At 53.0% G+C, this 12814-nt stretch carries 12 protein-coding genes; 9 read left to right on the forward strand and 3 right to left on the reverse strand.

What is annotated here, in order from left to right; all coding sequences use genetic code 11:
* Positions 1–24: 24 nt before the first annotated feature.
* Positions 25–2403 carry a DUF1592 domain-containing protein gene (locus FYC48_RS10860; protein ID WP_235034198.1) on the reverse strand — a complete coding sequence of 793 codons (2379 nt, stop codon included), beginning with the start codon at positions 2401–2403 and terminating at the stop codon, positions 25–27.
* A gap of 309 nt (positions 2404–2712) precedes the next feature.
* Between FYC48_RS10860 and FYC48_RS10865 the strand changes: the two genes are divergently transcribed.
* The 5 genes from FYC48_RS10865 to ribH all read left to right on the forward strand — a co-directional run bounded on the left by FYC48_RS10865 (position 2713) and on the right by ribH (position 8238).
* Positions 2713–4221, forward strand: a complete 1509-nt coding sequence (locus FYC48_RS10865) for a class I adenylate-forming enzyme family protein (RefSeq protein WP_149496731.1) — start codon at positions 2713–2715, stop codon at positions 4219–4221.
* 88 nt (positions 4222–4309) lie between these two features.
* A complete protein-coding gene (locus FYC48_RS10870) occupies positions 4310–5026 on the forward strand; it encodes a zinc ribbon domain-containing protein (RefSeq protein WP_149496732.1) in 717 nt (238 codons plus the stop codon).
* A 37-nt stretch (positions 5027–5063) separates the two neighbouring features.
* Positions 5064–5753: a dephospho-CoA kinase gene (coaE, locus tag FYC48_RS10875; protein WP_149496733.1), complete on the forward strand. Its 690-nt coding sequence runs from the start codon at positions 5064–5066 to the stop codon at positions 5751–5753.
* Positions 5754–6308: 555 nt separating this feature from the next.
* Positions 6309–7775: a transcription termination factor Rho gene (gene rho, locus FYC48_RS10880; RefSeq protein ID WP_261345065.1), complete on the forward strand. Its 1467-nt coding sequence runs from the start codon at positions 6309–6311 to the stop codon at positions 7773–7775.
* The gene (ribH, locus tag FYC48_RS10885) at positions 7765–8238 is read left to right on the forward strand and encodes a 6,7-dimethyl-8-ribityllumazine synthase (protein WP_149496735.1); all 474 of its coding nucleotides are present in this window, start codon (positions 7765–7767) and stop codon (positions 8236–8238) included. The genes rho and ribH overlap by 11 nt, the downstream gene beginning before the upstream one ends.
* A gap of 18 nt (positions 8239–8256) precedes the next feature.
* On the opposite strand, the gene FYC48_RS10890 is transcribed toward ribH, so the two are convergent.
* Positions 8257–9432 (reverse strand): carboxypeptidase-like regulatory domain-containing protein, encoded by a 1176-nt coding sequence (locus FYC48_RS10890; protein ID WP_160149455.1) that lies wholly within the window; start codon positions 9430–9432, stop codon positions 8257–8259.
* 262 nt (positions 9433–9694) lie between these two features.
* Complete coding sequence (locus tag FYC48_RS10895) at positions 9695–9907, reverse strand: hypothetical protein (protein WP_149496737.1); 213 nt, start codon at positions 9905–9907, stop codon at positions 9695–9697.
* A gap of 438 nt (positions 9908–10345) precedes the next feature.
* Here FYC48_RS10895 and FYC48_RS10900 point away from each other — a divergent pair, with 438 nt between their 5' ends.
* From FYC48_RS10900 to FYC48_RS10910, 4 genes are all read left to right on the forward strand, one after another.
* A complete protein-coding gene (locus tag FYC48_RS10900) occupies positions 10346–11014 on the forward strand; it encodes a helix-turn-helix domain-containing protein (RefSeq protein ID WP_149496738.1) in 669 nt (222 codons plus the stop codon).
* A 105-nt stretch (positions 11015–11119) separates the two neighbouring features.
* A complete protein-coding gene (locus FYC48_RS27745) occupies positions 11120–11287 on the forward strand; it encodes a hypothetical protein (RefSeq protein WP_160149456.1) in 168 nt (55 codons plus the stop codon).
* Positions 11288–11399: 112 nt separating this feature from the next.
* A complete protein-coding gene (locus FYC48_RS10905; protein ID WP_149496739.1) occupies positions 11400–11729 on the forward strand; it encodes a cupin domain-containing protein in 330 nt (109 codons plus the stop codon).
* Between the two features lie 123 nt (positions 11730–11852).
* A complete protein-coding gene (locus FYC48_RS10910; protein ID WP_149496740.1) occupies positions 11853–12656 on the forward strand; it encodes a class I SAM-dependent methyltransferase in 804 nt (267 codons plus the stop codon).
* The last annotated feature ends 158 nt before the right edge of the window (positions 12657–12814 follow it).

A 12814-nucleotide genomic window follows, 5' to 3' on the forward strand; every position in this document is an offset into this window, starting at 1 on the left:
CCCACAACAAGCGACGTCGGTTCTTTAGTCCGCCGTTCGGTATCGAAACGGAACGCTCTTGGTAATTCCACAGACCAGATCGGAGAAGCGGTATCCGTTTTCCGCTGCCCGCTGGACGATCTTGCGGATTTCAGGGCCATCGAGTTCAGTCAGCGGTCGACCAAGCGCATACGTCATGAGTTTTTCAGTCAAGGCGGTCACGAAAAGCTCTGGCTGTTTAATTATACCCTGTTCGAGTGCCTCAACGCCATCGACAATGGTGCCATCGGGCAATCGACCTTCCGCGTCGATCGTTTGTCCCTCTCGCATTTGGCTCCACCGCCCTACCGCGTCAAACCGATCGAGCGCAAAACCGACCGGGTCGATCAGGTCATGGCAACTTGCGCAGGCGGCATCATTCCGGTGTTTTGCCAACATCTGGCGAAAACTGAGTTCTACATGTCCCGATTTCTCCTGAATCGTCGGGACATTTGGCGGTGGCGGTGGCGGTGGCGTCCCTAAAATATTTTCCAAGACCCATGCACCACGAATGGTCGGGGATGTTCGCGTTGCGTATGACGTCGCCATCAGCACGCTCCCTTGGCGCAGCAATCCGCCTCGATGCCATTGGGGCGATAGCGTGACACGGCGGAAATGGTCTCCAACAATTCCGGGGATTCCGTAATGCGACGCCAACCTTTCGTTCAAAAACGCGTGCGGGGGATCCAATAATTCGAGCACACTCGCGTCTCGTTCGATCACATCGGCAAACAACAATTTCGTTTCGCTGGCAAATGCTTCGCGAAGGTTGTGATCAAAATTTGGGAATCGCCGTAAATCGGGCGTGATCGTTGGCAAGTTGCGCAGGTACAGCCATTGATCGGCAAAATTTTCAACCAACGATTCGGCGCGGTCGCTCGCGAGCAATCGCCTTGTCTGACGTTCGAGTTCGGCATCTGAAACAAGCCGATCTTGTTCGGCGGTTCTTAACAACGTCTCGTCGGGAAGACTGCTACACAGAAAGAACGATAACCGGCTGGCGAGTTCGTTCGAAGTGATCGGATAAACTGTTCCGCCGTGAACTGTTTCCGGTTGCGCGATGGTCTTCAAAAGAAAATGCGGATTCGAAAGCACGGACGTCAACGCGGCTTCCAATCCTTGTTCGAACGCGAATCTAGCGCCTTCTTGATACGCAACGTCGAAGTGCTTCATCGGGATGCGTAGGTCGACTTCGTCGATGGGGCGTCGATAGGCAATACGCAAGCACCGCGTCAGTACTTGCCGAGCTTCATCGACCGGATCATTTGGGACGCGTTCCCAAGACAATTGACCGCAACGCACGATGTCGCTGCCGGACGCTTGAATTTGAAACGGCCCGATCACGTTCACTTCGGCGACCGCGGGGGTGCGACGTGGATGCCGGTGGCGGTTATAACTGGCGTCAAAAGGCTGTCGCTTAATCTCTTGCAACGACGTACCATTTTCAACGAAGGTCACGCCGATTTGGTGACTGCCCCGTTGGACATCGATACGAAACCGCAGGTGCTTATCGTATTCAGAGTGCCCTTGTCGTCCCTTCGGCGGCTTCAACTCGAACCGTTTAATTTGCTCACGATCCAATAGCACATCCATTTGATGAGGCTCGTAGATACCTTCGATGTTTTCATCACGATCACGCATCAGCCGCACACTGACTTCGTAACTCCCGGTACGCGGGAAGTGATGGTCAAACACCACACCACCTCTTGTTCCCAGTGGCAATCCGGGAACATGGTTTTGTTGCGTCAGGTCAGCGGGGACGCGAACGGTTAGGCCCAACGGCTGGTCGATACTAGCACCAACGACAAGGCGACTGATTTTCGTAGCTGCGGTCAGGTATCGTTCAAGCAACAACGGTGAAAGGTCGTCGACCGTGATATTGTCAAAGCCGCCACTTGACGAATCCGGCGGCAAAACTTGCGTGACATCGACCTTCAAGTCAAACAAGTCCCTGATCGCATTCCGATACTCGGTTCGCGTCATGCGACGGATCTGGGCCGACTGACCCGCAAATGGATTCTGTTTCGCGCGATCCGCTAACAGCGATTCCCAAGCGAGCTTCGCCGTGACAAACTCGGCTTCATCGATGCGTCCAAATTCGGGCGGTGGCATTTGATGACTTGAGAAACGCCGTAGGGCCTGCTCCAAACGTATTGCGGCATCACGTTCGAGCCCCGTCTGCCCCGATCGGACTGAATCCTTCCAATCTTCGATGACATCATCGAGCCGGAATTCACGCTCGGCGTCCGCACCGGTGTGACAATCCAGACAAGAACTGCTAATCAACTCTTCGATGATGTTCAAATTGTCTTGGTAGGCGGATAGCTCCTCGGCGACCGATTTCGGTAGCTGGATCACCCCCAAGGCGAGGACGGAGGCGATCACCAACCTCATTCGAAAGAGGGGGCCAGCGAGCTGGGAAAAGTCAAACGCTGATCTGCCGGTCAAAGTACCGCCCCTGCTGTTTGAAGGTTTTGTTCGGAAGACTACATTGTGGGACGCCATTGAAGGATGCCAGCGTTCCCGCTGTTCCTGCACAATACAGGGCTGTTCAGATCACCGCTGTTTCGCAGATTGCCACATCGTTTTTTGGTGCGGTTCTCGGTTGGCGAGTTCACCGAGCATTGCCGTGACGATCATTGTTCTGATATTTCTCAGTACACCCGTTTCTCTGTCCCCCCTCGATGATACACAATGTCGCCAACGCAGCGTGTCGTCCGTCTTGATGACGCCTTGCATTTTAACGCGACGAATCATACCTCGCGTCTTGCTCTGTTCTGCACTCGTGACCTGTTCTGCGACCGTCTTGAATGGTGCGACCATCCGGACGGACTCTCTTGGAAGCGACTTGACCGGTTGGTCACCCAAACGGCGTGGCTTCTAAAGGACACAGCCGGCTGGATGAATCGGCGAATCGTTCACGAGGTGACGAACCGTGTATCTGATGTAGTCATCGCATTGGCATGTGCCCGCGCCGGCTTAGTGGAAGTCCCTATCGATAGCGCCGCGGGCGAAAATTACGTGCGGCAATGCCGTGCACAGGTTGGTGGCGTTTGGTTGAATCAAGTTCAAAAACAGGAAACGATTGAGCGAGCCAACCGGTTACAAGAATTTCACTGTCAATGGCCAACGCCGTCACCGGATGATCCGGCGTTGGTCCTGTGGACCAGTGGAACGACCGAATCTCCGAAAGGTGTGGTGCTTTCGCACCGCGCATTATGCTGCAACGCGTATGCGAAACTATCGGCGGCTCGGCAAACGAGTAGCGACCGAAGGCTAACAGTTTTGTCGATCGGTCACGCATATGCGAGAACTTGTGACCTAGGAACTTGGCTACTTGCCGGTAGCACGCTAGCGATCGCGCGCGGCTACGATGGGTGGCGTGATATGGCGGAACGTTTCCAACCAACAGTGGTTAACGTTGTGCCCAGTCTTTCGGAGCGGATCTTGGATGATACCACGGGATGTGAATCATTGCAGATGCTCGGTTGCGGCGGGGCGGCGATGGACGGTGAACAGTTCCGTCGCTGGACGGATCGTGGGGTGAGTGTCATCCAAGGTTACGGGCTGACCGAATCGGGACCGGTCATCAGCAGCCAAACACGTGAGGATTCGATACCGGGTCACGCCGGAAAAATTGTTCAAAGTTGGCAACATCGAATCGACTCACATGATCGGCTATTTGTCCGTGGTCCTTGTTTGATGAGCGGTTACCTGGATGACGCGATAGCAACTGAGCAGCGAATCGATCCCGAAGGATGGCTCAATACAGGTGACGTCGTTCGGAAATGTCCGCGAACAGAACAGTTGCAGATTCTCGGGCGAGCTGACGACCGACTGACGCTCACGAGCGGTTACACGATTGATCCTCTGATGATCGAAAAACGAGTCGCAGCGATCCCGGCGATCCGCAGTTGCCTGCTGATGCTCGACGAATCCGGGCGCAAGTTGAGGTTGTGGATTGAAACGACCGCGATTGCTGAGGAGAGCCTTCAACAGATCACGGATCGGGTGAGTGGTGCGATCGCTCCCTTGGCGAATTGGGAACGCCCCTCAGAGATCCGGTACTTCCGCCTCAGTCAGTCCGAACGCGAGCAGTTCTTTAGCCCCAAAGGGACGGTGCGGCGGATTCCACTGGCAAACCACCTTCGACAAACCCCGATCTTGCGTTCCGAAAACGATGACTTTCCCCCGGGTTTCTGATCGGAGGATCATCGCTGTATCATGACGTGGTTCATCACGCGAACGCCTCGAGGCAGTTTGCCTAAACCCCCAGAACCGCTATCTCTTCATGGCTGTAGACAAGAACACCAAGTTTGACGGTGCACTCCTGCGACGACTTCACTCCCTTCACCTTCAAGTCAACGATCTTGAGTCGCAGCTTGCACGTGGACCAAGGCAAATCAAAGCGGGTGAAGCAATTGTCGATCAATGCAAGACGCAGGTTCAAAAAGCCCGCGACGATGTCAAGTCAGCGACGATGATCTGTGATGAGAAACAACTGCAACTCAAATCGCGAGAGGATCACATCGAAGACTTGAAAGCGAAGCTCAATACCGCTTCGAGCAACAAGGAGTTCAACCTGTTGAAAGAGCAAATCGCCGCCGATCAACAGGCCAACAGTGTGCAGAGCGACGAAATCTTCGAAGGTCTCGAACGAATCGACGTTCTCAATGAAGCCGTCACGGAAGCGGAAAAAGAACTCGAAGAAAAAATCAAAGAGCAGCAAGAGCGAACCGAACAAGTCGAATCACGATTGAAAGTTGTCCAGAACGACCTCGATCACGTGCGAGATGAACTCGTCGCATCCGAAAAGCAAATTCCAGCATCGGTCAAGGCAGAGTACACGCGGCTGACCGCGTCACGGCGAGACGAAGCGCTCGCGCCGATCGAAGATGACTCGTGCGGTGGATGCAATCAGATTCTAACGACACAGATGATCGATCGTATCCGCCTTGGCTTTTTGATCGAATGCCCGGCCTGTGCTGCGTGGCTGTATCAAAAGTAGTTTGGTTGTTTGCGTTCCCTAAGTCCGCTTTGGCGCCATGATTATTCTTGGAATCGTCGGATCACCCGCTGGCGGAAAGTCGACCGCGGCGAAATATTTGGCCGGGCTGGGCGCCGAATGGATCAATGCTGATTTGATCGCCCGAGATTGTTTGGCTGATGTCGACGTTCTCGCTCAATTGGTAGAACGTTTTGGCGAGGCAATCTTGCTGCCGGCGACCGCCCCCGAATCGACGCGCGAGGTTGATCGCGCCAAAATCGCCGATCTGGTGTTTGGCGAAGATGAACAAAAACGCAACAACCTTCGCTATCTCGAATCGATCGTTCATCCTCCGACGCGTCAACGCATTCTTGAACGGATCGAGCAGTCTGCGGAAACGGGAAAGCCGGTTGCTTTATTGGACGTTCCGTTACTCTTTGAATCCCGCTGGGACCTGGCTTGTGACGCAATCTGGTGCGTTCATGCGAGTCTAGAGAATCGGTTAGATCGGATCGAAAACCGGCGTTGGGACCGCAGTGAACTTGAACGTCGCGAAAAGTGTCAACTCGCAATAGAGACGAAATGTCGGCTCAGTGATCATGTTATGTGGAATGATTCGACCTTAGAGGCTTTGCACGAAAATCTCCATCGACAATGGCTGAAGCTCGCTAAAATGAATCAGTGGTCCGGAAAACTGCGCCCCGACCCTGCCGGCGAAGGGCATAAGAAACACTGTCTTTCGGACTAGAGCGATCACTAATCCGCTAGATGATTGACGCACGGATGCGATCGAAAAGGGGACGGGATGACCCAATTCAATCTGACATGCGTAGGAAATCATTCGGCGTAAAGGTCGACGTCCGGCGACTGTGTGGGTAGCGATCGACTAGACTATTAACACCTATTCGAAAACCGCTGAACGTTCGCTGGCGATCTGACGGCGCCGGATGCGGCTTCAGTTTTGCTGGGGCAATGACGCAGGCCAACGCTGGCGAATCAGTTCGCAGTTTTTCGATAGATGCCTCAGTGCCCAGTCACGTAAACCTTTTCAATTTTTCGGCCACGGAAGTCTGGAATCGACAAAAACCATCGGATCAGTTTTATTCGGCGCGGATCACATTCGCTAAGCTCGCGTTGAAATCGTATGAGTCGACTCCTGATTTTCCGGGAGACCTTTTCCCTTCATCCCACCCAGCGAAAGCTGACAATCCCCGCTCCTTCTCTTCCCTAGCGTCCCATGGGCGCCCCCAGAATCATGCAATCGAAAGGGCCTTCGGGCGAAAACCACCGCGGCGATGACCGCATGCACAAACGCCATAGTAATTCCCGAGGATATCCGGGCAAACGCGGTCGCCAAGTGCAACGTCACCCCGACAAAGTTGTCGATCAACGGATTCGTGAACTCGACGCCGAGCGGGATCCGCTTTCACTGCCAGAAGAGATCGTCAGTGAAGCGACGAAGGTCGGCAAGCGTGTCGGCATTCCCTCCGGTGAAGGCGGTCCCCAAACGTCGCTCGCCGAACTGCAGGCGATGGGCGAAGAGGACATCGTGGCCCTCGCCACCGCCGAAGGAATCGAGGACCCGGCGGAGATTCCTAAACAAGAATTGATTTTCGGCATTTTGAAAAACCGCATGAAAGCAGGCGGTTTGATGTATGGCGAAGGCACGCTGGAAATTTTGCCCGATGGGTTCGGTTTTTTGCGAAGCAGTAAGCATCACTATGTTTCCTGTCCCGATGACATTTATGTTTCGCCCAGCCAGATTCGACGATTCGGATTGCAAACCGGAAGTCACGTCGCCGGACAAATCCGACCGCCGAAAGAAAATGAACGCTACTTCGCGCTACTGCGGATTGAAGCAATCAATCGTCGCGATCCCTCGCAACGCGGTTCGACGATTCCGTTTGAAGAGTTAACCCCGTTGCATCCCGATCGACGGATCATGATGGAACATGCCGACGATGAACTTTCCACGCGAATCGTGGACATGCTGACCCCGATCGGGTTCGGGCAACGAGGATTGATTGTCAGTCCTCCACGGGCCGGAAAAACGATACTGATGCAAAACATGGCTCGAGCGGTTTTGCACAATTATCCCGAAGCGTACGTCTTTATCCTGCTAATCGACGAACGACCGGAAGAAGTCACCGACATGGAACGCGAAATACGCGGCCCACAGTGCGAAGTGATTAGCAGCACCTTTGATGAACCCGCCCAGCGGCACATCCAAGTCGCTCAGATGGTGATCGAAAAGGCGAAACGAATGGTCGAATCGGGGACCGACGTCATCGTCTTTCTCGACTCAATCACCCGGCTTGCGAGAGCCCACAATAGTGACGGCGAATCAACCGGAAAACTGCTCTCCGGCGGTCTGGATGCCGGCGCGATGCAAAAGCCCAAGGCGATCTTCGGCTCCGCTCGTAAAACCGAAGAAGGTGGATCACTGACGATTCTGGCGACGGCACTTGTCGATACCGGCAGCAAGATGGATGATGTCATCTTTGAAGAGTTTAAAGGGACCGGAAACCTTGAAATCGTCCTCGATCGTGGTCTTGTCGAGCGTCGGATTTGGCCGGCAATCGATATCAGTCGTAGCGGAACGCGACGCGAAGAAATGCTTCTCGATAAAGACGAGTACCAACGGATCTCGTCGCTGCGTCGTGCGATGATCGAAGTGTCACCGAGTGATGCGATGGCAGACCTCGTCAAGCGATTGACAAAAACTCAAAACAATGCCGAATTTTTGATGAGTGTGAAGGATGTCGACTGAAGTGACCGGAATCGAAGGTCAACTCCCCACCGGTAAGATTGTCATCGTCGCAAGTCGCTATAACGAAAGCATCTGCGATTCGCTGGTCCAAGGTAGCCTGAAAACGCTCGAAGAAGCAGGCTACGGAAGCGATGTCGTCAGCGTCGTTCGCGTTCCCGGTGCGTGGGAACTTCCGCTTGTCTGTGCGAACGCTTTGGAGAATACCGATGTGATCTCCGCGATCGTCCTCGGTTGTGTTATTAAAGGCGAAACGACTCATGACGAGCACATCAATCGTTCGGTTAGTGATGCGATCATGCAACTTGGGCTGACGACCCGAAAGCCAATTGGGTTTGGGCTGCTCACTTGCAATACACTCGATCAAGCCCTGCAGCGCAGTGGCGGTACAGTCGGCAACAAGGGCGAGGAAGCGGCGGAAGCAGCGCTCGAGTTATTGCGACTGGGTGTCAAACTTTCTGGTTAGTGCTGCAAACATACGATGTCAGTGAATCGGAGTCATTTCTTCGACCAGCAGCTTAACGCAGTAATCGGAAACTCCCGATCGGCTATTATCGCGGAAGCCGCGGATGAGGATCGTTACACCTTGCTCCAGTGCCGGGCCATGTTGAGAACTGAAATTACCAACGCCTTGGATCGATTCAAATGGGATGTTGGAGTCGGCAACTTGGTAGTAGATCGGCGCCATAAAGTTGTCGATCGCTAACCGACCTGAATAGTGCGAAAATCGCAAACCCACGTCCTTGGCAAATTCCCGGAACGATGGAGAAGAAAAGTATTCTTCACTGAGCTGCTTAAAAACTGAGTCGGCGGTCACGACAAAACTGCCTTCTTGGACATTGTTCCCTTCGAACGAAGTGCTTTTCTTGTCGCTGATCACATAACGAAACTTGATCCGCATCGGCCGGAAAAGAATCAGGTCCTGCTCGATCTCACGTCGGCTCATGTCTCGAATCGAAACCTTGCCATCGCCTCCGTAGAAACCTGGTTGGCTGGCTTTGAGTGAGACGTTTTCTAGTCCGAATCCGTCTAGCTGATATTTGCCGTTGCTGTCGGTGATGGTCCGTTGACTTCCTGCTGTGACTGATACGTTCGGCATTGCTTTTCCGTCTGCCCCTTTCACGATCCCAAAAATACTGGCGGTACCGTCCGCTTGGACCTTCTCGAACACGATACGACCAAGGTTGGTGACCTCGCCCGATTTGACGTTGACGTCGATTTGCTTAGTCTTATACGGCGGACCGGGGTCGAGCTGAATCCGACGAGGTCCTTCTCTTTCAGGGCTGGAAATGAATTCGAATGTGGTCCAGGCCTGTCGTAGAGGCGCGCTTCTGATTCCCGAATACCCGCCGCCGCGATAGCAACGGTACTCAACCCGATTTCTTTCGGTCTTTCCGCCACGATCCTCCGTATCGAGATACATCGCAACGATCGCCCCGGGGCGTTTAGATTGATCGATCTGCCCCTTGTAGTTCGCGATGGCGGCTAAGATGTCTCGCTTTACGGCTCTCGGCGTATCGTCGCCGTGATCTGAGCCGGATGCTTTCGAATCGCCGAAGCGAATACTTTCAACCCGACTGATAGGGCCATTGATTTCTGATCCATCGGACTTTTGAATCGTAACAGTTCCGTTGGAGTATTTGACGACCGTCGCGTTCATGGTCTGGCCACTTTTGAACACAATTTCGTCGGCGAGGCCAGATACTGAATGAATCAGCGTGAATAAGATGAGAGAGAAATAGAAACGAATCATTGTTGCTGTCTGTCATCCAATTTCGAGTAATGAATCCAACATCTCATGCGTTGGCGTTAACATGAATCTCACTGCGATGATCACCATTGCCTTATCGAGCATAACGGAAACCGCGGGAGAATGAGAACGTACGAACGTTAAGTCAGAACGCCAGCCCCACAAAATTCTTTCAAGCTATCAGGACAAGTGGCATATCAACGCCTTCGACACAAGATCGCGGCAGTGGGGGCTTTCCAAATCGAATCTTCTCGGTGACGCTACGGATCAGTTTTTCATCGCCTTCAATCACGCCGCGCACGCTTTGATGCAACGTTTCGGGAGCGTGCGTTAATTCCAGTGTTATTGGCAACTGTGCGCCTAAGTTGAATGCCTCCGTAGTCATGTTATTCGATGGTTCGATTAAGTGATTTCAAATTGCACTCTTTGCGACCGTGCTCTTCGAGACCGCACAAGAGCACTGGAGACTACCTCAAGCGTGACCATGGTCTGAGCACATGGCGAGGCAGGGACATGAATTAAACATCTCACAAAAGTGTGTGATTCAAAGGACCATGAACGCACGATAACGAATCTGACAGTCGATCCAAGCTTGATGGTGTTGCGGCGGGTCAATAATCCGTCAAAATGCCGATTGCGTGCCGACTAAGCGAACTGAGAGAACAGTCCGTGCGGCTTTCCTTTCTAAAATCGTCCCAGACGACGAAGCGTGTCGTACATTCGGCAGCGAACTTATCAGCGGACTGAACATTGCACGCCACTCAAATTGCCGTCCACCAGTTTTCGCTTGCGGCTCCAATTAGATTCACACCGTCGACGAAGTATGAATGATTCTGACATCGTTGTCCCCAATGGGGCTCATATCGCACAGGTGCGGAAGTCCTGTGGATTGACACAAGCTCAACTCGCCAAGGCGACCGGGTATTCCATCCGACTGATCGGGAAAACGGAACAGGGAAAGGGAGTCCGGTACTCAAGCCTAGTTGCAATTGCTGACACGCTACGTCGCAACGGGGCAGAATCAGTCTGTGCATCCCAGCTATGCAGCGACCCAGAGACGATCGCTCGGCAATTTGTCGAAGCCTATCGCTGGCACGAGCAGAATATGATCTCCGAGGTACGTCACTTGATCAGCGATGATCTGCAAGTGTTCATCGCTGGCGATCAGACGCGGATCCCATTTGCGGGCAATTACTCAGGGCCGGAGGGACTCCAACAATTTTTGGACCGCTTCTTCGGTTTGCTCGAGCGGCCCGATAAAAACGCTCTGACATTGAAATACTATACCAACGCCAACGAAGTCGTCGCCTACGGTACTGAATTTGGCAGAATCAAGGGAAGCGACACAAGTGAGCTGACTTGGTTATCGTTGCTGTTTCGAATCGAAGGCGGTTTGGTGGTACGGTTCGAAGACTATTTCGACACCGCACCGGCGCAAGCGAGAGTCGAAGCATTCCGCGAAAAAATCAATGCATGGGACGAAGAGGAGTGACCGTGGCCACCCTATTAATTCGGGGGCTCGTTACGGCTTAAATCATCGGTTACTCCCGAGGCAACCCGCGGTCCTCCGAAGCGATTCAGGGACGGAGCGGTTTTGTTGAACAAACAGTCTGTCGAAAACACAGTGTTGCTCTCGGACTGGCATTACCTTTCGGTACTATTCGCGATGTCCCCGAGGCGGGCATCCGGTGATAGCGATGACATCTTGACGAACGCAGTTCCGCTAATACTTGATTCGTACTGGATTGATGCCTTGGTGATATAGTCGACAAGTGAGGCACAATGGCGATGGCTAGCGAGATGCGGTTGTGTCTCGCCGTGGCGATGCATTTGGAGCGGCGCGTCAAGTTTGTTGGCTTTAAGGAACTGAAATTTTGATGAGCGATCTTTCGACTGGAAATATTTTCCAAAACATTCCCGACTCTTTGCCTGCTGAACTTATCGACGTGATCGTCGATGAATCAAACGTTCGGATAGAACGAATCGTGTCGACAGGACAGAGCACCCCGGCGGGTGAATGGTATGACCAAGACCAGCATGAATGGGTCGTCGTTCTAAGCGGCGAAGCACAGCTCATTTTTGCAAACGGCGATCAACTGCACTTGGGGCAAGGCGATCATTGTTTGATCAAGGCACACCAAAAACATCGCGTCGAACGGACATCATCGACCAAGCCCACTCTTTGGTTGGCAGTCTTCTTTGATTAAGCACTGGTGTTTAGCCGCTCTCACTACCGAGAACACGCAATCAACAATCGAGCGAAACACCTGCGGATTGCGGGGATGAGCATCGATGCGAACCGTTGGTAAATTGACAATTCGGAGCAAGCAATGCGTATTAACGACGTTCTAAATTACAATCGAGAATCATGGGACAAGGCGGTTCAGGACGGTAACCGGTGGACTCAGCCGGTTGATTCTGATGTGATCGCACGGGCGAAGAATGGTGAATTTAGTATTGTATTGACCCCCACCATTCCTGTTCCCACGAAATGGTTTCCTCCGCTCGACGGCACGAGCACCCTTTGCTTGGCGTCGGCTGGAGGTCAACAAGCTCCCGTCCTGGCAGCCGCCGGGGCAGACGTGACCGTACTCGACAACTCTCCGAATCAGTTGGGACAGGATCAATTGGTCGCTGAACGAGAAGGTTTGGAAATTAAGCTAGTCCAAGGCAATATGGCCGACCTTTCGTGCTTTAGATCAGAATCATTCGACCTTGTCTTTCATCCTTGCTCGAACGTTTTCACGCCGAACATTCTACCCGTATGGAAAGAATGTTATCGGGTACTGCGAAAAGGCGGCATCTTGCTGGCTGGTTTCACGAATCCAGTTCGCTACCTCTTCGATGACGAAAGGAAAGAGAACGGAAATCTTGAGGTCCGTTACTCGCTTCCGTACTCCGATCTTGATCACCAAGACGAAGCCCATGTCGAAGCTTTGATTCGGTCCGGATCGCCATTGGAGTTTGGTCACACCCTCGATGATCAGATCGGCGGCCAACTTGAAGCAGGTTTCATGCTGACTGGGTTCTATGAGGATCGCTACGATGATTCCGATTCGGATCCACTTTCACGTTTTATGAACACGTTCATCGCGACACGAGCTATCAAGCCAAGCGGATTTGTTGCAGCGTAACCGATACGGTTTCGGTGCATCAACCGGGACCAACGCCCGTCGGCTGATGACTCTAACCCGTACTTTCAAATGGGACTATGCACTAGGCGCAATACTGGTTCAGTAGCCTACTGTGCTCAGGCTGTTTCACCGGCAGCCTGATGCCTTTGGCGATGCGT

This window comes from Roseiconus lacunae, from assembly GCF_008312935.1.
GTDB lineage: Bacteria > Planctomycetota > Planctomycetia > Pirellulales > Pirellulaceae > Stieleria > Stieleria lacunae.

Coding starts and splice junctions, on each gene's coding strand:
- FYC48_RS10865 (WP_149496731.1), top strand. CDS start 2,713: ATGTCGCCAACGCAGCGTGTCGTCCGTCTTGATGACGCCTTGCATTTT.
- FYC48_RS10870 (WP_149496732.1), top strand. CDS start 4,310: ATGGCTGTAGACAAGAACACCAAGTTTGACGGTGCACTCCTGCGACGA.
- coaE (WP_149496733.1), top strand. CDS start 5,064: ATGATTATTCTTGGAATCGTCGGATCACCCGCTGGCGGAAAGTCGACC.
- rho (WP_261345065.1), top strand. CDS start 6,309: ATGCACAAACGCCATAGTAATTCCCGAGGATATCCGGGCAAACGCGGT.
- ribH (WP_149496735.1), top strand. CDS start 7,765: ATGTCGACTGAAGTGACCGGAATCGAAGGTCAACTCCCCACCGGTAAG.
- FYC48_RS10890 (WP_160149455.1), bottom strand. CDS start 9,432: ATGAACGCGACGGTCGTCAAATACTCCAACGGAACTGTTACGATTCAA.
- FYC48_RS10895 (WP_149496737.1), bottom strand. CDS start 9,907: ATGACTACGGAGGCATTCAACTTAGGCGCACAGTTGCCAATAACACTG.
- FYC48_RS10900 (WP_149496738.1), top strand. CDS start 10,346: ATGAATGATTCTGACATCGTTGTCCCCAATGGGGCTCATATCGCACAG.
- FYC48_RS10905 (WP_149496739.1), top strand. CDS start 11,400: ATGAGCGATCTTTCGACTGGAAATATTTTCCAAAACATTCCCGACTCT.
- FYC48_RS10910 (WP_149496740.1), top strand. CDS start 11,853: ATGCGTATTAACGACGTTCTAAATTACAATCGAGAATCATGGGACAAG.